Genomic DNA, 21,920 nt, shown 5'->3' with positions numbered 1-21,920 from the left:
GCCGCAGGCGGTGGGAGGGTGAGGGTCTTCTTTCTTCTTCTGTCTCGGCACACGCTTGGAAGAAGAAAGAAGACCCTCACCCAAACCCTCTCCCGCTTGCGGGAGAGGGCTTTAACTTGCCCCTACTTCTTCTCCGCGTCCGGTTTGTCGGGAACCTTGGTCGCAACCTCCACGCTCGGCGGCGGCCCCTTGGCGATGGCCGAGGCCAAGGTCGTCGCCTCGGGGCACGGCTTCTTCCCGCACAAGGTCTTGATCCGCGTCAGATTCTCGCGTGCGGCTTCCATGGCCCCCTTGGCGACCAAAGCCTCGCCCTGACCCCGCAATGCGGTCACGTCATTGGGTTCGATCGTCAATGCCTCGCGGTACAACCGGATCGCCTTGCCGGGCAGACCCTGGCGCGTCGCCACGGTCGCGAGTTCGAGGAAAGCGGCACGGTTGCGCGGGTCGACCGCCAGCGCGGTTTCGATCAGGTCGGTCGCCCCATCGAGATTTCCCGACGCGGCCGCGGCGCGGCCCTGCATCAGCAAGGCCATCGACCGCGGGTCGATCTGCGCATCGGCGCGCTGGCCTTGCAAGGAAGTCGAAACGCTCAATCCCGCCAAAGCGATTGCGAGCGCTACGGGCGAAAAACGCATGATCGTCTCCACACGGGGCACAATGCCACCGGCTAGCATGGCCGGATCAGCCGCGCGACAAAAAAGCCGTCAGTCGCATCGTGCGCCGGGGTCAGCCGTTTGCCGGCGCCGCGCGGGCGCCCCTGTTCGATCGGCTCTTCGGCGGTCCAGCTGGGGTGATCAGCGAGGAAGCGGTCGACCTGCCCTGCCCCTTCCGCGTCGAGCAGCGAGCAGACGATATAGACCAGTGCGCCACCCGGACGGACGAGCGTGGCGCCAAGATCGAGCAGGCGGGACTGCGTCGCCGCCAGGCGGGCGATCCGTGGCGGACTTAACCGCCAGCGCGCCTCCGGGTTGCGTCGCCACGTGCCGGTACCCGAACAGGGCGCATCGATCAGTACGACATCGGCGCGATCGGTCCAATCCTCCAGCGCGGCGGCCTCGCGATCGCCGTCAAGCAACCGCGTCTCGATGATCGTCGCGCCCGCGCGCTCGGCGCGGGGCGCAAGGCGCGACAATCGAGTGCGATCGACATCGGTCGCGAGCACCACCCCATGATTGTCCATCGCCGCGGCCAGTGTCAGTGCCTTGCCGCCCGCCCCGGCGCACAGGTCGATCACTCGCATATCTGGTTCCGCGCGCGCTGCCGCGCCCACCAACTGGCTGCCGACATCCTGGATTTCGATCAGCCCTGCCTGCCAGGCCGGCATCTGGTCGACCATGGTTCCGGTCGGGAGCCTCATCGCATCGGGCGCGCCGTCGACCAAAGTTGCCTCGGCGAACTGGTCGGCCAGTTCGGCGGGCGTGGTCCGCAGCCGATTGACGCGGAGGTCGAGCGGCGCTCGATCGATCAGACTGTCGATGTCGGCTTGATCCAGCCCCGATTCCGCCAATCGCCGGCCCAGCCAGCCCGGGACGCGCGCTTCGACCGAGCGCGGTTCGTCGGGATCGATCGCCGGCGGCGCATGCGCCGAGCCATCGAACAGCGCCGCGACTGCCGGGTCGATATCGGCGAGCGCGACCATCGCGGCGCGTCCCGATGCGGGCGGCTCGCCGAAACGGCGGATGGCGTCGTAGACCAACTCGCGCACCGCGCGGCGATCCTTCGATCCGGCATAGCGCCGCGTCGCGAAATAGCGAGCGATCAGCGTGTCCGCAGCCGCGCCGCCTTCGCGCGCGGCGGCGATGACGGCATCGAGCAACTCGATCGCCGCCGCCAGGCGCGCACCCGGCGTCATCGTGTCGGGTAATTCGGCGCCTCGCGCGTGATCGTCACGTCGTGGACATGGCTTTCCTGCAAGCCCGCGCCGGTGATCTGGACGAATTGCGCGCGCTTCTGGAGTTCGGCGATCGTCTGCGATCCGGTATAGCCCATCGCCGCGCGAATGCCGCCGACCAGCTGATGAATGACGTCGCGCGCCGGCCCCTTGAACGCGACCTGGCCCTCGATGCCTTCGGGCACCAGCTTCATCTGATCCTTGATATCGCCCTGGAAATAGCGGTCGGCCGATCCCCTGCCCATCGCGCCGACCGAGCCCATGCCGCGATACGATTTGTATGCGCGACCTTGGTACAGGAAGGTGTCGCCCGGAGCCTCTTCGGTACCGGCGAGCAACGACCCGATCATGCAGGTCGACGCGCCCGCCGCCAGCGCCTTGGCCATATCGCCCGAGGTGCGGATGCCGCCATCGGCGATGACCGGAACGCCGGCCTTGGCCGCTTCCTCGGCGCAGTCCATCACCGCAGTCAGCTGTGGCACGCCAACGCCGGCGACTACGCGCGTCGTGCAGATCGATCCTGGACCGATTCCGACCTTGATCCCGTCGGCGCCGGCATCGATCAGCGCGCGCGTCGCTTCGCCCGTCGCGACATTGCCCGCGATGACCTGCACCGAGTTCGACAATTTCTTCACGCGCTCGACCGCGCGGGCGACGTCCTTGTTGTGGCCATGGGCGGTATCGATCACCACCAGATCGAGCTCGGCATCGACCAGCGCTGCGGTGCGCTCGAACCCCTTATCCCCGACCGTGGTCGCGGCAGCGACGCGCAGCCGGCCCGCTTCGTCCTTGGTCGCATCGGGGTAGGTGACCGCCTTCTCGATATCCTTGACGGTGATCAGCCCGACGCATTTGTAATCGTCGTCGACCACCAGCAGCTTTTCGATCCGGCGCTGGTGGAGCAGGTGTCGAGCCTCTTCGTGGCGGACGCCGATCGAAGCGGTCGCCAGATTGTCCTTCGTCATCAGCTCGGACACCGGCTGCTTGGGATTACCGGCGAAGCGCACGTCGCGATTGGTCAGGATACCGACTAATTTGCCATCGGTCTCGGTCACCGGAATGCCGCTGATGCGGTGATGCGCCATCAATGCTTGCGCCTCCGCAAGGGTGGCGTTGGGGGCGATGGTGATCGGGTTGACCACCATGCCGCTTTCATAGCGCTTGACCGCGCGAACCGCGGCGACCTGTTCCTCGACCGACAAATTACGGTGGAGCACGCCGATCCCGCCCAATTGCGCCATGACGATCGCCATGTCCGCTTCGGTCACCGTGTCCATCGCAGAGGACAGGATCGGGATCGACAATGCGATGCCACGGGTCAGGCGCGTGCTGGTGTCAGCCCCGCTCGGCAAGACGTCGGACTCCCCCGGTACGAGCAATACGTCGTCAAAGGTCAGGCCGAGGCGGATATTCATGGGGAGTGCCAATCTCTCGAATCGAGGGTTGGCGGTCCATGTAAACGCGGGCCGCCGGATAAGCTAGGGGCGCGGAGAGCTAGTCGCATTTCGCTATATTGGCGCCCACGATCTGCTATTATCGCAACGAGTTCGGCGTTGGCCGATCGGGCTTTTGGGGGGAAGTTGTAATGGGTGCAATCATCGGATTGCTGGCGGGCGTGCTGGTGGTGATCTACCTGCTCAGCTCGATCAAGGTCGTGCGCCAGGGGTATCAATATACCGTCGAGCGCTTCGGCAAGTTCACTTATGTGGCGCAACCCGGCCTGACCTTCATCACGCCGATGTTCGACCGCATCGGCCGCCGCGTGAACATGATGGAGCAGGTGCTCGACATTCCGGGCCAGGAGATCATCACCAAGGACAATGCCATGGTCGCCGTCGACGGCGTGGTGTTCTTCCAGGTGCTCGACGCGGCGAAGGCAGCCTATGAGGTCAGCGACCTCTATGTCGCGATCATGCAGCTGGCGACGACCAATCTGCGCACCGTGATGGGCTCGATGGACCTCGACGAATTGCTGTCCAAGCGCGACGAGATCAACGCGCGGCTACTCTCGGTGGTCGATCACGCGACCGAGGCCTGGGGCGTCAAGATCACGCGCGTGGAGTTGAAGGACATTCGTCCGCCTGCCGACATCGTCAACGCAATGACTCGCCAGATGAAGGCCGAGCGCGAAAAGCGCGCGACGATCCTCGAGTCCGAAGCTGCCCGTCAGAACGAAATCAACCGCGCCGAGGGTCAGAAGCAGGCGCAAATCCTGGAGGCCGAGGGTCGCAAGGAAGCGGCGTTCCGCGACGCCGAGGCGCGCGAACGCTCCGCCCAGGCCGAAGCCACCGCGACCAAGATGGTGTCGGACGCTATCGAAGGCGGCAGCACCCAGGCGATCAACTATTTCATCGCGCAGAAATATGTCGAGGCAATCGGGCTGTTCGCGACCTCGCCCAATGCCAAGACGATCCTGTTCCCGGTCGAGGCGACGCAATTGATGGGCACGTTGGGTGGCATCGGCGAATTGGCGCGCGATGCGCTGGGCACCCCTGCGGGCTCACCGGGCAACCCTTCGGCACCGCGGACACGATAGGAATATCATCATGACGCTGTTCGGATTGGAGTGGAGCTTGGGCGCCTTGTGGCTCGCCGCCGCACTGGCACTGGCGATCGCGGAATTGATCGCGCCGGGATTCTTCATGATCTTCATCGCCGCCGGCGCGGCGCTGACCGGGTTCGTCGTGCTGGCGATCCCGGGACTGGGCTGGATCGTGCAGGCTTTATTGTTCGCAGCGTTCAGCGCGGCTGCCGTCGCGATCGGCCGGCGATGGTATCATCGCGACCGCTTGGCCAGCCCTTCGCACGGATTGAACGACCGCACCGCCAAACTGATCGGCAAGACCGTCGAGGTATGCGAGGCGATCGTCGCCGGCGAAGGTCGAGTCAAGGTGGGTGACGGCGCCTGGAGCGCCACGGGACCGGATGCGCCCGCCGGGGCACTCGTGCGGATCACGGGTGCCACCGGGAGCGTCTTATCGGTCGAGCTCGCCTGAGCTCTTTCCCTCAGGCCTTGTTGCCGCCGCCGAACAGGCTTGAGGCGAAACCGCCGAGCTGGCCCAGGATACCCGAATTCTCGCCGCTGTTGATCAAGGTCGCGAACTGGCCGAGCGAGCCTTCGCCACCGATATGGCCGACGATCTGGCTCAGCACGTCAGAGCCCAGGCCGGTCGATGCGGCCGCACCTTCCACGGTATCGCCGGGCGCGGTGTGCGATTGGGCCAGCGCCATGATCGCGCTCTCGGCCTGCTCGGGCGTGATCCCGACCTTGGCGGCGAGGTTCTGGACGTCGGCGTTCGAACTTACCTGCGAGAGAATGCCATCGAGCAACGACATAGAACTTCCTTTCACTGGACCGGAGACGAAACGACTCCAGCTTCCCGTCAGATACGCGGTTGCGGTGCGGTCAGGAAGCCAGATCGGGACGCAAATAGCCGAGCCGGGCCTGTATCGAGAACAAGCGGTCGCGCGAATAAAGCGTGAGGGCCCAGTCACGCCGCCCCTCGGGCGCCGCAAGCAACGCATTGACCTTTTCCACCAATGGCAAGTCGCTGCGAACTGACCCGAGGAAGCGACGTATCGCCGCGATATAAGTCAGCGTAATCGTGTGGTGATAGCCCTGTGTGGCATCGTTCACTCCGCCGACCGTCTCGTTATAGCCGGAGATGATCGCCGGCAGGTCGCGCTCGACATCGATATCGGACCGCTCGGTCAGCAACCACAGGCACGCGGCAAGGTGCGCTTCATGCGTCCACTCCGCCTTGGGCAAGGTGCGCGCGAGCAGCCCCTCCCCCACATGGCGGACAGCGGCGTCATCGGCAAAGAAACGGATCTTATGGTCGGTCATTGTCGGGCTTCCAATTGGAGAGGCCCGACTGATGACGGGCCGGATCAAGCGGTGGCGGGGGTCCGGGGCGCGGATTGTCGCACCCCCTCGTCGACATGATCCGCGAATTGCGCGAAATTCTCGACGAACAGATCGACCAGCTTTGCGGCCATCGCGTCGTATTCGGCCTTGTTCGCCCAGGTTTCGCGCGGATCGAGGATGGCGCTATCGACGCCCGGCACCGCGACCGGTACCTGGAACCCGAAATTGGGATCGGTGCGGAACTCGGCGTCGTTCAGGCTGCCGTCGAGCGCCGCGTTGAGTAGCGCGCGCGTCGCCTTGATCGGCATCCGCTTGCCAACACCATATTTGCCGCCGGTCCAGCCAGTATTGACCAGCCAGCAATCGACGCCCCCCTTGGCGATCCGTTCCTTGAGCAGATTGCCATAGATTGACGGATGCCGCGGCATGAAGGGTGCGCCGAAGCAGGTCGAGAAGGTCGCTTCGGGCTCGGTCACGCCGATCTCGGTGCCCGCGACCTTGGCGGTATAGCCCGACAGGAAGTGGTACATCGCCTGGTCGGGCGTGAGCTTGGCGATCGGCGGCAACACGCCGAACGCGTCGGCGGTCAGCATCACGATATTGCGCGGCACCGGTCCCATGTTGGCAGCGGAGGCGTTGGGGATGAAGTCGATCGGATACGCGCCACGTGAATTCTCCGCGAGGCTGTTGTCGTCGAGGTCGAGAATTCGCGTCTCCGGATCCATCACGACATTCTCGAGCACGGTGCCGAAGCGCTTGGTGGTCGCGTAGATTTCCGGCTCGGCCTCGGCCGACAGGCGGATCATCTTGGCGTAGCAACCGCCTTCGAAATTGAACACCGCATCGTCCGACCAGCCATGCTCGTCATCGCCGATCAGCGTGCGGCTGGCGTCCGCGGATAAAGTCGTCTTGCCAGTGCCCGACAGGCCGAAGAACACCGCCGATCCGCCTTCAGGCCCGATATTGGCCGAGCAATGCATCGGCATGATGCCCTTGACCGGCAACAGATAGTTCAACAGCCCGAACACCGACTTCTTCATTTCGCCGGCATATTGCGTGCCACCGATCAGGATCAGCTTCTCGCTGAAATTGACCGCGATCACCGTCTCGCTGCGGCAGCCATGACGCTCGGGATCGGCGCGGAAGCTCGGCAGGTCGATAATGGTATACTCTGCCTCGAACCCCGCCAGTTCATGCGCCGCCGGGCGGACCAGCATCGTGCGGATGAACAAACTGTGCCAGGCGAACTGGGTGATCACGCGAACATTGACCCGGTTCGCGGGCTGCGAGCCGCCGAACAGATCCTGCACGAACAGCGTGTCCTGCTCGCCCAGCGCCGCAAGGAAGTCCGCCTTCAGTGCCGCGAACCCTTCCGGGCTCATCGCCTTGTTGGTCTTGCCCCACCAGACCGTCGACTCGGTCTCGGCATCGCGAACAATGAACTTGTCCTGCGCCGAGCGCCCGGTGTGGCGCCCGGTGGCGACCACCAACGGTCCGTCGGCGGCGAGATGACCTTCGCCGCGGGCGATCGCATGCTCGACGAGCGCGGCCGTTTCCAGATTCCAATAAAGCTTGGCGGCAGTAGCAATGCCCTGCGCGTCCAGCCCCTGCGTAGGGACTCGATCGATCATTTTTCCTCCGAATATCGCACGCTGCGGGTTGATCCCGCATACGTATGCATCCTCGTTATCCCGGGCGCATAGAACCGCTCCATGCGTCCGTCAAATGGGCCAATGGTTTACCGGCGCAAAGGTTTCGCCTAGGCAAGCCGCGCTATGCTTTGGGATCTGTCCGGACGATGACGGCCACTATCGCGCTCGTCGATGACGATCGCAACATCCTGACCTCGGTGTCGATCGCGCTGCAGGCCGAAGGGTTTCTGACCCGGGTCTATTCGGACGGCGAAACCGCGTTGAAGGCGCTGGTCGACAATCCGCCCGACCTGGCGATCTTCGACGTGAAGATGCCGCGGATGGACGGGCTGGAGCTGCTGCGGCGGCTTCGCGAGAAGAATCAGATTCCGGTTATCTTCCTGACCAGCAAGGATGACGAGCTCGACGAGGCGCTGGGCCTCGCGATGGGCGCGGACGATTATATCGCCAAGCCGTTCAGCCAACGCCTGTTGATCGCCCGCATCCGCGCGATCCTGCGTCGTACCGAATTGAGCCATGCCAGCGCCGGCGGCGACGAGCCACCCGCCGAAACCGCGATCGACCGCGGCCGCCTGCAGATGGACCCGGCACGGCATCGTGTGACTTGGGCCGGCGACAACGTGACGTTGACCGTGACCGAATTCCTGATCCTCGAGGCGCTTGCGCAACGGCCCGGGGTGGTCAAGACGCGCAATCAGTTGATGGATGCGGCGTATCAGGACGACATCTATGTCGACGACCGCACGATCGACAGCCATATCAAGCGCGTCCGGCGCAAGTTCCGCGAGGTCGATGCCGAATTCGATGCGATCGAAACGCTCTATGGCGCCGGCTACCGCTTCTCGGAGGAGTGAGGCGGAGGGTGAAGGCCGTGACCTGACGCTCAAATGGTCGGGTCGGATTTCGCTCACCGCGCGCATTCTCGCGCTCAATATCTTCGCGCTGGCGCTGCTTGCGGGCGGGTTCTTCTACCTCGATTCGTACCGGACGCGGATTCTCGACAACCGCACCGCCCAGGCGAGTCGCGAGGCGCGGCTGATCGCGGCGGCGATGGTGTCGACGCCGGCCGATCACCGCAACGACCTGGCGCTGCGCCTCGCCCGCGATACCGACACACGCATCCGGCTGTTCGCCGCCGACGGCACCCCGATCGCCGACACGCGCGCGATGGGTCTGCGCAATTTCGTGCTGATCGACCCGAACAAGGAAGGTTGGGGTCTGCAAGCGGCGCGATTCTTGGATGCGATCATCGACACCGTGGTCAACGCGCCGCGCGCGCCGCTCTATCGCGAGCGCAAGGCCGGCAGTGAGTGGCCCGACGTGCGCACCGCCCGCACCGCTCAAGTCGCGCCGGCAACGGTTTGGCGCGCGCCCGATCGTACCCCTGTCATCACCGCAGCGGCGGGCTTGGGCGACGGCGAGGTCGTGATGACGACGGTCAACGCCCGCGACGTGACCCAGACGGTACGGCTCGAACGTTTCCGGCTGGGGGTCGTGCTGGCGATCGTCAGCCTGGTGTCGATCTTCCTGTCGCTGTTCCTGGCGCGGACGATCGTGCGGCCGCTGCGCCGGTTGTCGCGCGCCGCGGTCCGGGTCCGGCTGGGGCGCGCGCGCGAGGTCGTCGTGCCGCGGCTGCCCTCGCGCCGTGACGAGATCGGCAGCCTGGCCCGCGCGCTGAGCGACATGAGCCAGGCGCTGCGGGCACGGATCGACGCCACCGAGGCGTTCGCCGCCGACGTCACGCACGAAATGAAAAACCCCCTCGCCTCGCTCAGATCGGCGGTCGACGGGCTGGCGCACGTCAAGGATCCTGCGCTGCAGGAACGGTTGCTGGCGGTCGTGCGCGACGATGTGCACCGGCTGGATCGGCTGATCACCGATATCTCAGAGGCATCGCGGCTCGACGCCCAGCTCAGCCGCGCCAAGTTCGATGCCGTCGACGTGCTGGCGATGCTCGCCGCGCTGATCGAGCAACGCACCACGCGCGGGATCGAACGCAGTGTGCGCATCCGGTTCGACAATCGCGTGCGCGGCGGCGCATTGGTGATGGGCGAAGGCGCCCGGCTGGAACGGGTGTTCGAGAATCTGTTCGACAATGCCGTGTCCTTCTCCCCCGACAATGGCCTGATCACGGTTGCCGCGACCCTTGCCGACGACGATTTGGTGATCCGGGTCGAGGACGAAGGCCCGGGCGTCCCCGAAGAGGCGCGTGAAGCGGTGTTCCGGCGTTTTCAATCTATCCGCCCGGAAAATGAGGAATTCGGCAAGCATTCCGGGCTAGGGCTCGCCATTGCGCGGACGATCGTCGAGGGGCATCAGGGCACCATCGCGGTCGAATCGCGTGAAGACCGTCTGAGTGGGGCCAGATTCGTCGTCCGGCTGCCGCTCGCTCCAGGCTAGGGAGGCAGCCATCGCGACCGGGCTCTCATTTGAAACCCTACATGTCTCCAGCGTCGCCATCGACGGGCGCGCGGTATTGATCGAAGGCGAATCGGGGGCCGGCAAGTCCGACCTCGCGCTGCGCCTGATCGACCGCGGCGCTACGCTGATCAGCGACGATTACACTTTGCTTCAGCGCGCCGGCGGCGAACTGATCGCGTCGCCGCCCGACACGATCGCCGGCAAGATCGAGGTGCGCGGGCTGGGCCTCCTCGAGACGGCATATGTTGAGAAGATCCCGGTAGCCCTGCTCATTCGCCTGACCGATGCGCCCGAGCGGTTGCCGCTGGCGGATGACGTCCGCCGCATCGCCGGGCTCGACATTCGCGAGATCGCGGTCGATTCGCATACGGCCTCGGCGCCGATCAAGGTCGAACTGGCGTTGCGGCACCTGGTCGGCACGAAGGCGTGACTCGCGCCAAGGAGATCCTGCTGGTCACCGGATTGTCCGGCGCAGGCAAGTCGACCGTGCTCAAGACGCTCGAGGATCTCGGCTGGGAAACCGTCGACAATCTGCCGCTGCGGTTGCTCGACCGGCTGCTGAGCACGCCCTTGTCGGAGAGCACCGAGAGCGATTCGCCGTTGGCGGTCGGAATCGGCGCACGGACGCGCGACTTCGATCCCGAGAGCATCGTCAAACGCATCAAGACGCTGCGCGCCGAGCATGGTTATGACATCGGTACGTTGTTCCTCGATTGCAGCGGCGCCGAGCTCGAGCGGCGTTATGCCGAGACCCGGCGGCGCCATCCGCTCGCGCTCGACCGCCCGGCGAGCGACGGCATCGCACGCGAACGCGAATTGCTCGCCCCGCTGCGGCGCTGGGCCAACCGCTTGATCGACACGACCGATCTGTCGTCGAACGAGCTCGCGCAACAGGTGCGCGCGACGTTCGGCGGCGACGGTCTGGGCGAACCGACTTTGTCGGTGATGTCGTTTGGCTATGCCCGCGGTGTCCCGCGCAACGCCGATTTGGTGTTCGACATGCGATTCCTGCGCAACCCGCATTGGGACGAGAAATTGCGCCCCGGAACGGGACTCGACGCCGATGTGGCGGCGTATGTCGCCGCGGATCCGGCCTATGATGACGCCATGAAGCAGATCGAGGACCTGCTCCTGCTCCTCCTGCCGCGCTACCGGGCCGAGGGAAAAGCCTATGTTACCATAGCCTTCGGCTGCACCGGCGGGCGTCACCGGTCGGTCCATGTCACGGAACAGGTCGCGAAGCGGTTGCGCGACGCCGGGTTTTCGCCCACGGTCACGCATCGAGATCTGGGGGCGGCACCGCAGGACTCCTTGGAGGGTGCGCCGCGGACGGGTTTGGGATAGTAAGCAAACGCATGATCGGTCTGGTTTTGGTGACGCACGGACGGCTCGCGTCCGAGTTCGTGACCGCAATGGAACATGTCGTGGGTCCGCAGGAGCGCGTGGAGTCGATCGCGATCGGCCCTGACGACGATATGGAAGCGCGCCGCGCCGATATCGCCACGGCGATCGGCAAGGTCGATGACGGCAAGGGCGTGATCGTGCTGACCGACCTGTTTGGCGGCACGCCGTCGAACCTCGCAATCTCGCTGCTCGAGCGCGGGCGAGTCGAAGTGATCGCGGGAATCAACCTGCCGATGCTGATTCGCCTGGCGTCGGCGCGCAAGTCGATGAAGGTGGTGGACGCGGTGATCGCCGCGCGTGAGGCGGGCAGGAAATATATCGCAGTGGCATCCGAGGCGCTCGGCGAGGCCGCTGCCTGATGCCGGCGATCAGCCGCACAGTGCAGATCATCAACAAGCGCGGCCTGCATGCGCGGGCATCGGCCAAGTTCGTCACTCTCGCCTCGACCCAGTCGGTCGAGATCCAGGTGGTCAAGGACGGCCCGGCGGTCACCGGCACCTCGATCATGGGCCTGATGATGCTGGGCGCGGCGATGGGCGACACGATCACGATCAGCGCCGATGGCGACGGCGCGGAGACCGCGGTTGGCGCGCTGTGCGAGTTGGTCGAGGCCAAGTTCGGCGAAGATTGAGCCCTCTCCAATCCGTCATGCCAGCGAAAGCTGGCATCTCATGAGGGGAAAATACTGCGTGAGCCCCCAGCCTACGCTGGGGTGACGGTTAGAGCTCCCGCTGCGGTGACCGCCACAGCTTCCGCTGGGGTGATGGGTTCGCTAGGAACCCATCATGCCCCGCGAGATCACCGCTTTCTCCAACACCCTGGTCAAGCGCGTCCGCAGCTTGCGCGACAAGAAGCATCGCAAGGCGGAGGGTCTGTTTCTCGCCGAGGGACTGCGCATCCTGACCGAGGCGCGCGAAGCGGGACGCCTGCCGGAATATCTGTTCTTCGCGGCCGACAGCGCGAGACATCCGCTGGTCCTGGCACTGGTCGGCGCCGTGGAAAGCGCGGGTGGCGAAGCGATCGAGACCAGTCACGACATCCTCTCCAAATTGTCGGGCAAGGACAACCCGCAGGCGGTGGTCGGCGTCTTCCCCGAATTCACCACGCCACTCGACGCGCTCGACCGTTCGACCTCGCCGATCTGGCTGGTCGCCGAGCGGCTGCGCGATCCGGGCAATCTCGGCACGATCCTGCGGACCGGCGATGCGGTCGGCGCGGGCGGACTCATCCTGGTCGACGATTGCGTCGACCCCTTTTCGGTCGAAGCGGTACGCGCGAGCATGGGCGCGCTGTTCACGGTGCCGATCGTGCAGGCGCGCTGGGACGCGTTCCTGCCCTGGTTGCGCTCCGGACCGGGGCAACTCGTCGGGCTCAGTCTGCAGACCGACCACGATTATCGCGGTGCGGCGTATCAGGCGCCGACCTTCCTGCTCACCGGCAACGAGGCGCAAGGCCTGCCTGACGCCTATGAGGCGGAATGCGACTTGCTGGTCAAATTACCGATGCTGGGCAAGGCCGACAGCCTGAACGCCGCGGTGGCGACCGCGGTAATGGCGTATGAAGTGCTCGCCCAGCATCGCCGCTGAATATGGCCGACATGGCCGGTTCAGCCGGACTAGGCTATGAGCCTGGCCAAAGGAGAGATGCCATGAAGCTCGCCGCGACCCTCGCCCTCCCCGCGCTGTTCCTCGCTTTGCCCGCCTCGGCCAGGACCGAGACCTATCGCGCGGTCGGCACCGAACCCGGCTGGACGCTGACCATCGAACGCGGCTGGATCAATTATGCCGGCGATTATGGAAAGACGCGGATTCGGGTCAAGGCGCCCACGGCGCGGCCCAGTTTCAATGGACGGCGCTATGTCACGCGGCGGATCGTCGTCGATATTACCCGCGCGCCGTGCAGCGACGGGATGAGCGACCGCAAATTTCCCGATCGTGTCACCGTCACGACCGGCCGGCGCAGCGTCAAGGGCTGTGGCGGCGATCCCGTGCTGGACGCCGCCGCGCTCGACGGATCGCACTGGACGATTGCCAGCATCGACGGACGCCCGGTCCGCACCGCCCGTGCGACCGAGATACGCTTCGAGGGCGACCGCATCACCGGGAACGCCGGCTGCAACAGCTTTGGCGGCGCCTATCGCATCGATCGTGGCAGTCTGAGCGCAAGCCGGGTGATCTCGACCAAGATGGCGTGTCCGGGGCCGGGCATGGAGGTCGAAGGCAAGTTCCTGTCGATCATCGCCGGCCCAGCGCGCGTCGCGCTGCGCGACCGAACGCTCACCCTGTCGAGCGCCAAAGGCAACGCCACGCTGACCCGCATAGACTGAACGGCCTCAGACTGTAGCGATCACCCGATCCCCCGTTCATATCGCCGGAGACGCAGTCAGGCGAACGACATCAGGTCGTTTTCTTGCGCTGCTCCTTGATATACTCGATCTCGCGCAGCGACTTTGGCTCATCCGGGGTGATCGCCAGGCATTTGCGATAGGCGGCTTCGGCGTCGTCGAGCCGCCCGAGTTCGACGAGGTCGTAACCGATTCCGCGGAACGACACGCACCGCTCGTAATCGCGCCGCTTGGGCGTGAAAGTCGCCGCAGCTTCGGCGTTTCTATAAGTGTCGATCGAGTGCTGCCATTCTTTCTTCTTCAGAAGAACATAGCCTAACTCATTGAGATACCGAGCGTGTTTCGGAGCAAAAGTCACCAATCTCTCGAACGCCGATTGGGCATCGTCGAGCCGCTCGAGATCGACCAACGCGAACGCTTTGACATATAACGCCTCGCACCACACCACCGTCACGAGCCGAACATTATCCGCCCCGCCATCGGCAGTGGTCAGATAATAGCCGTCCTGTTCGGCCGTCTGCGAGCAGAAGATATGGCGCTTCTCGCCCGAAAATTCCTTGTCGAATGACGCGACGACCGGCTCGACCGTGGCCAAGGCTCGCGCCGGATCGCCGGCCTGGATCGCGGAGAAAGCCTGGCTGATTGTCGCCTCGGCGGCGGAGTCGCGGTCTTTATCCTGCCCCGCGGCGGCCATTGGTACCGCCGTCAGCATCGCGGCAATCAGCAATCCGACCATTTTCGTCATCGACCCGCTCCCCAACAGGCACGAGGATCATCCCTCCGACGAACGATCCCCTATCTCACCGACCGACGCAAGCTTCACCAGCGGGCGCGGCGATTGCTCGACCATCGGCAGCGACTCGATTGCCCGCCCGCCGGTATCGATATTGAAATCCTCGAACCGTTTGGCCTGGGTCAGCACTTGCGTCTCGAGGCTGCCGACGAACGCATTATAGGCATCGTTGGCGAGCCCGATATTGCGTCCCAACCGGGCGACATGGCTGCCCATCACCGACAGGCGGGCATAGAGTTCCTTACCCAGCTCGGCGATCTGCCGCGCCTCCCCGGCCAATTTCTCCTGCCGCCAAACCGCGGCGACGGTGCGTGCGATCGCGATCAAATTGGTCGGCGTCGCCAACAACACGCGACGGTCGAAGGCGAAGTCCCACAGGGTCGGATCCTGTTCGAGCGCCGCGGACAGGAAATGCTCCCCCGGCACGAACATAATCACGTAATCGGGCGCGTCGTCGAATTGCGTCCAATAGGCCTTGGCGCCGAGCGCCTGGACGTGCGCCCGCATCGACGCCGCGTGGCGCACCAGCCCGGCGGCGCGTTCAGTGTCATCGATCGCGCCGAACGCGTCCTGATAATCGTTGAGCGACACCTTGGCGTCGATCACCAGTGCGTTGCCGCCCGGCACGCGAATGATGACGTCGGGCCTGAGCCGCCCGCCCTCGCCATCGTCGACGCTGACTTCCGCCTGGAAATCGGCATGCTCGCTCAACCCGCACGTCTCGAGCACGTTGCGCAATTGCTGCTCGCCCCAGCGCCCGCGCGCCTTGGGCGCGTTACGCAGCGCATTGACCAGCTTGGACGCTTCCGAGCGTACCGATTCCTGCCCGACGCGCATTGCTTCGATCTGGCCGTGAAGCGTACCGAACGCATCGCGGCGATCGGCCTCAACCTTGGCCACGCCTTCTTCGTAGCGCTGCAGGCGTTCGTGGACAGGCTGGAGCAAGGCGCGGAGATGTTGGCCGCTGGTCGCTTCCGATTCCTTGAACCGCTCGTCGGCGCGCTGAAGGAATTTGGTCTGGGCGTCGTCGAACAGCCGCTGCCCGACCTCGGCGAATTGCGCCGCCAGCGCTTCTTTGGCAGCGACGATTTCGACCAGCCGCGCCTCGAACGCCAGCTCACGCTCACGTGACGCCGCCTGGTGTGCGTCGAGCGCGCGCATCGTCGTGTCGCGCTCCGCCGTCACGGCCAGCAACTGCTGGCGCGTCATGTCATGCTGATCGGCATGCACCTTGGCGGCCGCCAGTTCGGCCACGCCGCGGCGTGAGGCGAACAGCCAGCCGATCACTAGCCCGACGACAAGCGCTCCCAACGCGACGATCAACACTTCAACCACAATTCACCCACGAAACCCGATCAATGACCGGAACATAGATCGAACGACGATGCCAGGACAGCCCCAATTTCGTTACGGTTCCAACTCCCCTCCCGCTTGCGGGAGGGGTCGGGGGAGGGCATGTCGATCGATGGACGGGCCTAGACGAACAGTCCCTCCCCTAGCCCCTCCCGTAAACGGGAGGGGAATTGATTTCGTTACGCGCGCGGGGTGACGGGCAGCCCATGGGGCGGCTAAGAAGCCCCCATGCTCTCCGATATCGAGATTTCGCGGGCCGCGACCCTTCACCCCATCCAGCAGATCGCCGACAAAGCAGGCATCCCGGTCGACGCGGTCGAGCCCTATGGCAAATACAAGGCCAAGCTGATCCGCGAGCACCTCCCGGTGCCCCGCGACCTGGGCAAATTGATCCTGGTCACCGCGATCAGTCCAACCCCCGCCGGCGAAGGCAAGTCGACCGCCTCGGTCGGGCTCGCCGACGCGCTCAACCAGATCGGCAAGAAGACGATGTTGGCGCTGCGCGAGCCGAGCCTGGGGCCATGCTTCGGGACCAAGGGCGGTGCGACCGGCGGTGGTTACGCCCAGGTGGTGCCGATGGAGGACATCAACCTTCATTTCACCGGCGATTTCCACGCCATCACCAGCGCGCACAACCTGCTCGCGGCGATGATCGACAACCATGTGCATTGGGGCAACGCGCTCGATATCGACGTGCGCCGGATCGTCTGGCGCCGGGTGCTCGACATGAACGACCGCGCGTTGCGCGACATCGCGCAATCGCTGGGTGGCGTCGCCAACGGTTTCCCGCGCGAAAGCGGGTTCGACATCACCGTCGCCAGCGAAGTGATGGCGATCCTGTGTCTGGCCGAGGACCTGGAGGACCTGGAGGTGCGGCTCGGCCGGATCGTCGTCGCCTATACGCGCGATCGCCAGCCAGTCACCGCGCGCGACCTGAAGGCCGATGGCGCCATGGCGGTGCTGCTCGCCGAGGCGATCAAGCCCAATCTGGTCCAGACGCTGGAGGGCAATCCGGCGCTGATCCATGGCGGCCCCTTCGCCAATATAGCGCATGGCTGCAATTCGGTGATCGCGACCAACACCGCGCTTGGCTTGGCCGATTATGTCGTGACCGAAGCCGGCTTCGGTGCCGATCTGGGCGCCGAGAAGTTCTTCGACATCAAATGCCGCCAGGCCGACCTCAAACCCGCCGCAGCGGTGGTCGTCGCGACGATCCGCGCGCTCAAGATGAATGGCGGGGTCGCCAAGGCAGATCTCGGCACCCCCGATCCCGAGGCAGTGAGGCTTGGCGGGGTCAATCTCGCGCGGCACCTCGAGAATGTCCGTCAATTCGGTGTTCCCGTGGTCGTCGCGATCAACCGCTTCGACAGCGATACCGAGGACGAGATGCGCGTCGTTCGCGAGATCGCCGCCGCCAATGGCTGCGAAGCGATCCTGTGCACACATTGGGCCGACGGCAGCGCGGGCACCGAAGCGCTGGCGCACCATGTCGCCGCGCTGGCGGATGGTGGCGGGGCGCAATTCGCCCCGCTCTACGACGATGCTATGCCGCTGTTCGACAAGATCAACACGGTGGCGACGCGGATCTACCGCGCCGAACACGCCACGGCCGAGCCGAGCGTGCTGGCGCAGCTGAAACGCTGGGAGGATGCGGGATACGGGCACCTCCCCGTCTGCATGGCGAAGACCCAATACAGCTTCTCCACCGACCCGGCGAAACTGGGCGCGCCGGTCGGCCATATCGTCCCGGTTCGCGAAGTGCGCCTGGCCGCCGGCGCCGGGTTCGTCGTCGCGATCTGCGGCGAGATCATGACCATGCCGGGATTGCCGCGCATACCTGCCGCGGAGGGAATCAGGATCGGGCCAGCAGGGGCGATCGAGGGGTTGTTCTGAAGATGGACGATGAGCGTCTCTATCTCCGCGCGCTCGATATCCAGGATGGCCGCGCACGTGGCTTCTGGGTTCCAATCATGCAGCGCCTCGCCTTGCGCAGACACGACGGGGCGATGATCGCGCTCGCCCATTGGTATACCGAAGGCAACAATCCCGACGACCTCGATGCGATGGCTGAACCCCTCACAGCGGCCAACCTCTACTATCGCGTTTGGCGTCGCGGCGGCCCTGAAGCAGGCAGAGCAGCGCACTCACTCGCCATAAGCTACTTCAATCGAGGGGATATGCTCCGGTATCGGCAGTGGCTCCGACGCGGCGCCCGGCTTGGCGACTATAGCTGCTGCGTCTACGCCAAGCATTTCGAGACTCGCCTGCCGCACGCGACTGCACGCGAGATCGGCCGTCATCGGCCTGCAGCCAAACGCGACGAGTGGGCGTAAGCCCTAAACCGGATACACCCCATCGAACGGTACGATCGTCGCGGTCAGGCCATGATCCTCATCCAGACACCGCCAGTTCACGCTGATCGCATCGGGGTGCGAGCGGGGGCGGTAGAAGCTCTTGATTCCGCAATGCTGGCAGAACAGGTGCCGCGCCCGGCCCGAGCTGAAGCGATAAAGCACGACATCGCCACGCCCTTCAGTCTGGCGGAAGCGAGCATCGGGCACGATTAGATGGAGATAGCCGGTCATCCGGCAAATCGAGCAATCACAATCGAGCAGTTCGACCTCAGGGCGTTCGAGCCGCAACTCGAAACGGACATGGCCGCAATGACAGCCGCCTTCGACGGTGATCAAGCCGCCTTCCGCGCCTTGGCCAGCTTCTTCATGATCATGTCGCGCTTGAGCCGTGAGATATGGTCGGTGAACAGCACGCCGTTCAAATGGTCGATCTCGTGCTGGATGCACGTCGCCATCAGGCCGTCCATCTCTTCCTCATGCGGCTTGCCGTCGCCGTCGAGCCATTTCACGCGGCACCGAGCCGGGCGCGCGACCTCGGCATATTGCTCGGGGATCGACAGGCAGCCTTCGTTATAGACCGCCATCTCCTCGCTGACCCAGAGCAGCTCGGGGTTCACGAACGCCACAGGCTTTCGCACGGGCTCGCCGTCTTCTTCCTCGGGCTCCTGCAGGTCGATGACGACCAGGCGCTTCTCGATCCCGACCTGGATTGCGGCAAGGCCAATGCCGCGCGCGGCGTACATCGTCTCGAACATGTCGGCGAGCGTGGCGCGGATCGAAGCGTCGACCTCGCTGACGGGTGCGGCAACGGCGCGCAGGCCGGGATCGGGTACTTCGAGAATAGTAAGAACAGTCATGTTGCGTCAGCTATGAAAGCGCCGCTGGCGCGTCAAGCGCGGTTCCAGCTTTCTCACCGGGTCAACCCCGAACAATCGCCACCCAGGACCGACCGCACGCCGCCCACCTCGACCGCGAGCAGCCGACGATCGGCTTTCGCGACCAGGAAGGTGATCGTCATATCCGATCGCGTGCTGCCTTCGATTTCCCAAGCGGCTATTGGGCTGCCGCCGAATCCCTCTGCCGAAATGGAGCGTCGGACATCGATCCTCGCTACGCCGGGTCCGCGGCCGAAATGGAATACGGGCAGTTCGAAATGAGCGCCCTCGGCCAGCGGTAGCGTGGTCAGAACGAATTCGAGCGTCTCCTCGTCCCAAACCGGCCCCGGTAATGGAACGGTGGTCGCTTGGCGTCGCCCGTCCCCGCCGATAGCAGTCCCGCCCGCTTTGCCGTCGCGGTAGCGCACCGACAGGTCCGTCTCTCCATCGGTCTCCTCGATCGTGCGGATCGGCCGCAGGCTGGGGAACGCCACTTCGACCCGGCTGGTCAGCAGCGGGCCGCCGTTGAAGCGCGACGCGACCATGATCATCAGCCGCTTGTCGTCGAGACGCTCGACGCGGCGCAGGACACTGCCCGCGGACTTGCCCTGCTCTGGCGCAGCGACCGTGTAGCAAGCATCACCAACCGGCAGCAGCGCGCCATCGATCGGCGGCGGGCCTTCCGTGGCCACCGCCCAGCTCAGCAAGGCTGGGATTATCGGCACAAATCCTCCTGATTTCGTCCTGTGTTCCTAGCTGCCTCTTTCGGTTCGGCGCAAATTAGCGGCAGTCGTCGCCGGATCGCCCCGCTGATACGCCGGGCTGCGGATCAAACCGCTACGGTTCGGTGCACCCGGTGCTAGTCTCGGCGCGATTAGTGGGGATCAACCCCGCGGTCGCGTCAAAAGGGTTGTAGTTTATGGGGATAATGCAGCGGGTCGTGGTGTCGGGTAAAGTGCACCAGGTCGGCTTCAGGGATTTTACCATCCGCAAGGCGCAGTCCTTGGGGGTCACCGGCTGGGTGCGCAACCGCAACGACGGCACGGTCGAGATATTGGCGTCCGGGGAGGAGGATGCGGTCGCCTCGCTGGTCGAGGCATGCCGCGCCGGCCCGCCATTGGCGCGGGTCGACCATGTCGAAGCCTATGTCGAAGCGGGCCAGCCGGTGAAAGGATTTACCAAGCGGTTCACCGCATAGCGGCCTGATCCCCCCGTCGGGCTGCAAAAAAGGCTCCGCCGTCACGTGATGGCGGAGCCTTTTTCAATCGTTCAGCGGGTCAGCTTCTTGTACGCGAGCGCCGTCGGACGATCCGCGGCGTCGCCCAGGCGGCGTCGCTTGTCTTCCTCGTACGATTCGAAGTTCCCCTCGAACCATTCGACATGGCTGTTGCCCTCGAATGCCAGGATATGCGTCGCCAGGCGATCGAGGAAGAAGCGGTCGTGGCTGATGACCACGGCGCAGCCGGCGAAATTCTCGATCGCTTCCTCGAGCGCGCCCAAGGTCTCGACGTCGAGGTCGTTGGTCGGCTCGTCGAGCAGCAGCACGTTGCCGCCACGCTTGAGCATCTTGGCGATGTTGACGCGGTTGCGCTCACCACCCGACAGCTTGCCGACATTCTTCTGCTGGTCGGCGCCCTTGAAGTTGAACGCGCCGACATAGGCCCGGGTCGACTGATCGAAGCCGTTGACCTTCATCGAATCGAGCCCGTCGGAGATTTCCTCCCAGACATTCTTCTTGTCGTCTAGGTGATCGCGGCTCTGATCGACATAGCCCAGGCGGACGGTAGTGCCGATATCGATCTTGCCGGCGTCGGGCTGTTCCGCCCCGGTGATGAGCTTGAACAAGGTCGACTTGCCCGCGCCGTTGGGCCCGATCACACCGACGATGCCGCCGGCCGGCAGCGTGAACGACAGGTTCTCGAACAGCAATTTGTCGCCATAGGATTTCGAGAGATTCTCGACCTCGATCACTTTGCCGCCCAGCCGCTCGGGCACCTGGATGACGATCTGCGCCTTGCCGGGCGAGCGGTTCTGCTGCGCTTCGACCAGTTGCTCGAACTTGGCGATACGCGCCTTGGACTTGGTCTGGCGCGCCTTGGCGCCCTGCCGGATCCACTCCAGCTCGTCCTTGATCGCCTTCTGGCGCCCGGACTCCTCGCGCTCCTCCTGTGAGAGCCGCTTCGACTTCTTTTCGAGATAGGTCGAATAATTGCCCTCGTAGGGGAAGTATTTGCCGCGATCGATCTCGAGGATCCAGCCGACCACATTGTCGAGGAAATAGCGGTCGTGGGTGATCATCAGCACCGCGCCGGCATATTCCTTGAGGTGGTTTTCCAGCCACTCGACGCTTTCCGCATCGAGATGGTTGGTCGGTTCGTCGAGCAGCAGGATCGACGGCTTCTGGATCAGCAGCCGGGTCAGTGCGACGCGGCGCTTTTCACCGCCCGACAGGCTGGTGACCGGCGAGTCCGACGGCGGACAGCGCAAGGCTTCCATCGCCAGTTCGAGCTGGCTGTCGAGGGTCCAGCCGTCGACCGCGTCGATCTTGCCCTGGAGATCGCCCATCTCTTCCATCAGCGCGTCGAAATCGGTGTCGTCCTTGGGATCGCCCATTTCGGCCGAGATCGCGTTGAAGCGGTCGACCATGTCGGCCGTGGCGCGCGCGCCGTCCTTGACGTTCTCGAGTACCGACTTGTTCGGGTCGAGCTCGGGCTCCTGCGCGAGATAGCCGACGGTGATGTTCTCGCCCGGCCACGCCTCGCCCGAAAAGTCCTGGTCGATGCCGGCCATGATCTTCATCAGCGTCGACTTGCCAGCGCCGTTGGGGCCGACAATGCCGATCTTGGCGCCATGATAGAATTGCAGATTGATGTTGCTCAGCACCGGCTTCGGGGCGCCGGGGAAGGACTTGGTCATGTCCTTCATGACATATGCGTATTGGGCGGCCATGGCGGCACGTTGCTCC

At 64.7% G+C, this 21,920-nt stretch carries 25 protein-coding genes; 13 read left to right on the top strand and 12 right to left on the bottom strand.

Annotation, left to right across the window (positions count from 1 at the left end):
- Positions 1 to 122: 122 nt before the first annotated feature.
- The 3 genes from AC1DSD_RS11065 to guaB are packed head-to-tail and all read right to left on the bottom strand — an operon-like array spanning position 123 to position 3,306.
- Positions 123 to 635, bottom strand: coding sequence for a tetratricopeptide repeat protein (locus AC1DSD_RS11065; protein WP_478030073.1), 513 nt, complete (start codon positions 633 to 635; stop codon positions 123 to 125).
- 32 nt (positions 636 to 667) lie between these two features.
- A complete protein-coding gene (locus tag AC1DSD_RS11060; RefSeq protein ID WP_478030072.1) occupies positions 668 to 1,852 on the bottom strand; it encodes an RsmB/NOP family class I SAM-dependent RNA methyltransferase in 1,185 nt (394 codons plus the stop codon).
- On the bottom strand, positions 1,849 to 3,306 hold the full coding sequence (gene guaB / locus AC1DSD_RS11055) for an IMP dehydrogenase (RefSeq protein WP_478030071.1): 1,458 nt from the start codon (positions 3,304 to 3,306) through the stop codon (positions 1,849 to 1,851). The genes AC1DSD_RS11060 and guaB overlap by 4 nt, the downstream gene beginning before the upstream one ends.
- 170 nt (positions 3,307 to 3,476) lie before the next feature.
- Here guaB and AC1DSD_RS11050 point away from each other — a divergent pair, with 170 nt between their 5' ends.
- Both AC1DSD_RS11050 and AC1DSD_RS11045 read left to right on the top strand, forming a co-directional pair.
- Complete coding sequence (locus tag AC1DSD_RS11050; protein ID WP_478030070.1) at positions 3,477 to 4,427, top strand: SPFH domain-containing protein; 951 nt, start codon at positions 3,477 to 3,479, stop codon at positions 4,425 to 4,427.
- A 10-nt stretch (positions 4,428 to 4,437) separates the two neighbouring features.
- On the top strand, positions 4,438 to 4,887 hold the full coding sequence (locus AC1DSD_RS11045) for an NfeD family protein (protein WP_066806013.1): 450 nt from the start codon (positions 4,438 to 4,440) through the stop codon (positions 4,885 to 4,887).
- 10 nt (positions 4,888 to 4,897) lie between these two features.
- Here the strand turns inward: AC1DSD_RS11045 and AC1DSD_RS11040 are convergent, their stop codons facing one another.
- The 3 genes from AC1DSD_RS11040 to AC1DSD_RS11030 all read right to left on the bottom strand — a co-directional run bounded on the left by AC1DSD_RS11040 (position 4,898) and on the right by AC1DSD_RS11030 (position 7,390).
- Positions 4,898 to 5,227 carry a hypothetical protein gene (locus AC1DSD_RS11040; RefSeq protein ID WP_478030069.1) on the bottom strand — a complete coding sequence of 110 codons (330 nt, stop codon included), beginning with the start codon at positions 5,225 to 5,227 and terminating at the stop codon, positions 4,898 to 4,900.
- Between the two features lie 70 nt (positions 5,228 to 5,297).
- Entirely contained in the window at positions 5,298 to 5,738 is a 441-nt protein-coding gene (locus AC1DSD_RS11035) for a hypothetical protein (RefSeq protein WP_478030068.1), read from the bottom strand.
- Positions 5,739 to 5,782: 44 nt separating this feature from the next.
- Positions 5,783 to 7,390, bottom strand: coding sequence for a phosphoenolpyruvate carboxykinase (locus AC1DSD_RS11030; protein WP_478030067.1), 1,608 nt, complete (start codon positions 7,388 to 7,390; stop codon positions 5,783 to 5,785).
- A gap of 167 nt (positions 7,391 to 7,557) precedes the next feature.
- Here AC1DSD_RS11030 and AC1DSD_RS11025 point away from each other — a divergent pair, with 167 nt between their 5' ends.
- From AC1DSD_RS11025 to AC1DSD_RS10990, 8 genes are all read left to right on the top strand, one after another.
- On the top strand, positions 7,558 to 8,265 hold the full coding sequence (locus AC1DSD_RS11025; protein ID WP_478030066.1) for a response regulator transcription factor: 708 nt from the start codon (positions 7,558 to 7,560) through the stop codon (positions 8,263 to 8,265).
- Positions 8,234 to 9,811, top strand: a complete 1,578-nt coding sequence (locus AC1DSD_RS11020; protein WP_478030065.1) for a sensor histidine kinase — start codon at positions 8,234 to 8,236, stop codon at positions 9,809 to 9,811. The genes AC1DSD_RS11025 and AC1DSD_RS11020 overlap by 32 nt, the downstream gene beginning before the upstream one ends.
- Positions 9,812 to 9,821: 10 nt before the next feature.
- A complete protein-coding gene (locus AC1DSD_RS11015; RefSeq protein WP_478030464.1) occupies positions 9,822 to 10,262 on the top strand; it encodes an HPr kinase/phosphorylase in 441 nt (146 codons plus the stop codon).
- Positions 10,259 to 11,176: an RNase adapter RapZ gene (rapZ, locus tag AC1DSD_RS11010; protein ID WP_478030064.1), complete on the top strand. Its 918-nt coding sequence runs from the start codon at positions 10,259 to 10,261 to the stop codon at positions 11,174 to 11,176. The genes AC1DSD_RS11015 and rapZ overlap by 4 nt, the downstream gene beginning before the upstream one ends.
- Positions 11,177 to 11,187: 11 nt before the next feature.
- Positions 11,188 to 11,595 carry a PTS sugar transporter subunit IIA gene (locus tag AC1DSD_RS11005; RefSeq protein WP_066583126.1) on the top strand — a complete coding sequence of 136 codons (408 nt, stop codon included), beginning with the start codon at positions 11,188 to 11,190 and terminating at the stop codon, positions 11,593 to 11,595.
- Positions 11,595 to 11,867, top strand: coding sequence for an HPr family phosphocarrier protein (locus AC1DSD_RS11000; protein WP_478030063.1), 273 nt, complete (start codon positions 11,595 to 11,597; stop codon positions 11,865 to 11,867). Before AC1DSD_RS11005 ends, AC1DSD_RS11000 begins: the two co-directional genes overlap by 1 nt.
- Before the next feature lie 154 nt (positions 11,868 to 12,021).
- Positions 12,022 to 12,822 carry a TrmH family RNA methyltransferase gene (locus AC1DSD_RS10995; RefSeq protein WP_478030062.1) on the top strand — a complete coding sequence of 267 codons (801 nt, stop codon included), beginning with the start codon at positions 12,022 to 12,024 and terminating at the stop codon, positions 12,820 to 12,822.
- A 62-nt stretch (positions 12,823 to 12,884) separates the two neighbouring features.
- Entirely contained in the window at positions 12,885 to 13,562 is a 678-nt protein-coding gene (locus AC1DSD_RS10990; protein WP_478030061.1) for an META domain-containing protein, read from the top strand.
- 70 nt (positions 13,563 to 13,632) lie between these two features.
- Here AC1DSD_RS10990 and AC1DSD_RS10985 read toward each other — a convergent pair whose 3' ends face one another.
- Together AC1DSD_RS10985 and AC1DSD_RS10980 are read right to left on the bottom strand one after the other, a co-directional pair.
- The gene (locus AC1DSD_RS10985) at positions 13,633 to 14,325 is read right to left on the bottom strand and encodes a tetratricopeptide repeat protein (RefSeq protein ID WP_478030060.1); all 693 of its coding nucleotides are present in this window, start codon (positions 14,323 to 14,325) and stop codon (positions 13,633 to 13,635) included.
- A 27-nt stretch (positions 14,326 to 14,352) separates the two neighbouring features.
- Positions 14,353 to 15,708, bottom strand: a complete 1,356-nt coding sequence (locus AC1DSD_RS10980; protein ID WP_478030059.1) for a DNA recombination protein RmuC — start codon at positions 15,706 to 15,708, stop codon at positions 14,353 to 14,355.
- A gap of 246 nt (positions 15,709 to 15,954) precedes the next feature.
- Here AC1DSD_RS10980 and AC1DSD_RS10975 point away from each other — a divergent pair, with 246 nt between their 5' ends.
- Positions 15,955 to 17,619 (top strand): formate--tetrahydrofolate ligase, encoded by a 1,665-nt coding sequence (locus tag AC1DSD_RS10975; RefSeq protein ID WP_478030058.1) that lies wholly within the window; start codon positions 15,955 to 15,957, stop codon positions 17,617 to 17,619.
- A 2-nt stretch (positions 17,620 to 17,621) separates the two neighbouring features.
- Positions 17,622 to 18,059 carry a hypothetical protein gene (locus tag AC1DSD_RS10970; protein ID WP_478030057.1) on the top strand — a complete coding sequence of 146 codons (438 nt, stop codon included), beginning with the start codon at positions 17,622 to 17,624 and terminating at the stop codon, positions 18,057 to 18,059.
- 3 nt (positions 18,060 to 18,062) lie between these two features.
- Here AC1DSD_RS10970 and AC1DSD_RS10965 read toward each other — a convergent pair whose 3' ends face one another.
- The 3 genes from AC1DSD_RS10965 to AC1DSD_RS10955 are packed head-to-tail and all read right to left on the bottom strand — an operon-like array spanning position 18,063 to position 19,680.
- Positions 18,063 to 18,416, bottom strand: a complete 354-nt coding sequence (locus tag AC1DSD_RS10965; protein ID WP_478030056.1) for a GFA family protein — start codon at positions 18,414 to 18,416, stop codon at positions 18,063 to 18,065.
- Complete coding sequence (gene def / locus AC1DSD_RS10960; RefSeq protein ID WP_478030055.1) at positions 18,413 to 18,937, bottom strand: peptide deformylase; 525 nt, start codon at positions 18,935 to 18,937, stop codon at positions 18,413 to 18,415. Before def ends, AC1DSD_RS10965 begins: the two co-directional genes overlap by 4 nt.
- 53 nt (positions 18,938 to 18,990) lie before the next feature.
- Entirely contained in the window at positions 18,991 to 19,680 is a 690-nt protein-coding gene (locus tag AC1DSD_RS10955; RefSeq protein ID WP_478030054.1) for a DUF3108 domain-containing protein, read from the bottom strand.
- A 194-nt stretch (positions 19,681 to 19,874) separates the two neighbouring features.
- Between AC1DSD_RS10955 and AC1DSD_RS10950 the strand changes: the two genes are divergently transcribed.
- Positions 19,875 to 20,153, top strand: coding sequence for an acylphosphatase (locus tag AC1DSD_RS10950; protein ID WP_245656946.1), 279 nt, complete (start codon positions 19,875 to 19,877; stop codon positions 20,151 to 20,153).
- 71 nt (positions 20,154 to 20,224) lie between these two features.
- Here the strand turns inward: AC1DSD_RS10950 and ettA are convergent, their stop codons facing one another.
- The gene (gene ettA, locus AC1DSD_RS10945) at positions 20,225 to 21,904 is read right to left on the bottom strand and encodes an energy-dependent translational throttle protein EttA (protein WP_478030053.1); all 1,680 of its coding nucleotides are present in this window, start codon (positions 21,902 to 21,904) and stop codon (positions 20,225 to 20,227) included.
- Positions 21,905 to 21,920: the final 16 nt, after the last annotated feature.

Source organism: Sphingomonas sp. P4_D12 (genome assembly GCF_056401895.1).
The sequence above is the reverse complement of the archived record's forward strand: the minus strand, read 5'-3'. Positions and strand labels throughout refer to the sequence as shown.

Coding starts and splice junctions, on each gene's coding strand:
- AC1DSD_RS10985 (WP_478030060.1), bottom strand. CDS start 14,325: ATGACGAAAATGGTCGGATTGCTGATTGCCGCGATGCTGACGGCGGTA.
- AC1DSD_RS10970 (WP_478030057.1), top strand. CDS start 17,622: ATGGACGATGAGCGTCTCTATCTCCGCGCGCTCGATATCCAGGATGGC.
- AC1DSD_RS10950 (WP_245656946.1), top strand. CDS start 19,875: ATGGGGATAATGCAGCGGGTCGTGGTGTCGGGTAAAGTGCACCAGGTC.
- AC1DSD_RS11005 (WP_066583126.1), top strand. CDS start 11,188: ATGATCGGTCTGGTTTTGGTGACGCACGGACGGCTCGCGTCCGAGTTC.
- ettA (WP_478030053.1), bottom strand. CDS start 21,904: ATGGCCGCCCAATACGCATATGTCATGAAGGACATGACCAAGTCCTTC.
- AC1DSD_RS11050 (WP_478030070.1), top strand. CDS start 3,477: ATGGGTGCAATCATCGGATTGCTGGCGGGCGTGCTGGTGGTGATCTAC.
- AC1DSD_RS11045 (WP_066806013.1), top strand. CDS start 4,438: ATGACGCTGTTCGGATTGGAGTGGAGCTTGGGCGCCTTGTGGCTCGCC.
- AC1DSD_RS11000 (WP_478030063.1), top strand. CDS start 11,595: ATGCCGGCGATCAGCCGCACAGTGCAGATCATCAACAAGCGCGGCCTG.
- AC1DSD_RS10990 (WP_478030061.1), top strand. CDS start 12,885: ATGAAGCTCGCCGCGACCCTCGCCCTCCCCGCGCTGTTCCTCGCTTTG.
- AC1DSD_RS11040 (WP_478030069.1), bottom strand. CDS start 5,227: ATGTCGTTGCTCGATGGCATTCTCTCGCAGGTAAGTTCGAACGCCGAC.
- AC1DSD_RS11025 (WP_478030066.1), top strand. CDS start 7,558: ATGACGGCCACTATCGCGCTCGTCGATGACGATCGCAACATCCTGACC.
- AC1DSD_RS11020 (WP_478030065.1), top strand. CDS start 8,234: ATGGCGCCGGCTACCGCTTCTCGGAGGAGTGAGGCGGAGGGTGAAGGC.
- AC1DSD_RS11065 (WP_478030073.1), bottom strand. CDS start 635: ATGCGTTTTTCGCCCGTAGCGCTCGCAATCGCTTTGGCGGGATTGAGC.
- AC1DSD_RS11060 (WP_478030072.1), bottom strand. CDS start 1,852: ATGACGCCGGGTGCGCGCCTGGCGGCGGCGATCGAGTTGCTCGATGCC.
- def (WP_478030055.1), bottom strand. CDS start 18,937: ATGACTGTTCTTACTATTCTCGAAGTACCCGATCCCGGCCTGCGCGCC.
- AC1DSD_RS10975 (WP_478030058.1), top strand. CDS start 15,955: ATGCTCTCCGATATCGAGATTTCGCGGGCCGCGACCCTTCACCCCATC.
- AC1DSD_RS11035 (WP_478030068.1), bottom strand. CDS start 5,738: ATGACCGACCATAAGATCCGTTTCTTTGCCGATGACGCCGCTGTCCGC.
- AC1DSD_RS10995 (WP_478030062.1), top strand. CDS start 12,022: ATGCCCCGCGAGATCACCGCTTTCTCCAACACCCTGGTCAAGCGCGTC.
- guaB (WP_478030071.1), bottom strand. CDS start 3,306: ATGAATATCCGCCTCGGCCTGACCTTTGACGACGTATTGCTCGTACCG.
- AC1DSD_RS11030 (WP_478030067.1), bottom strand. CDS start 7,390: ATGATCGATCGAGTCCCTACGCAGGGGCTGGACGCGCAGGGCATTGCT.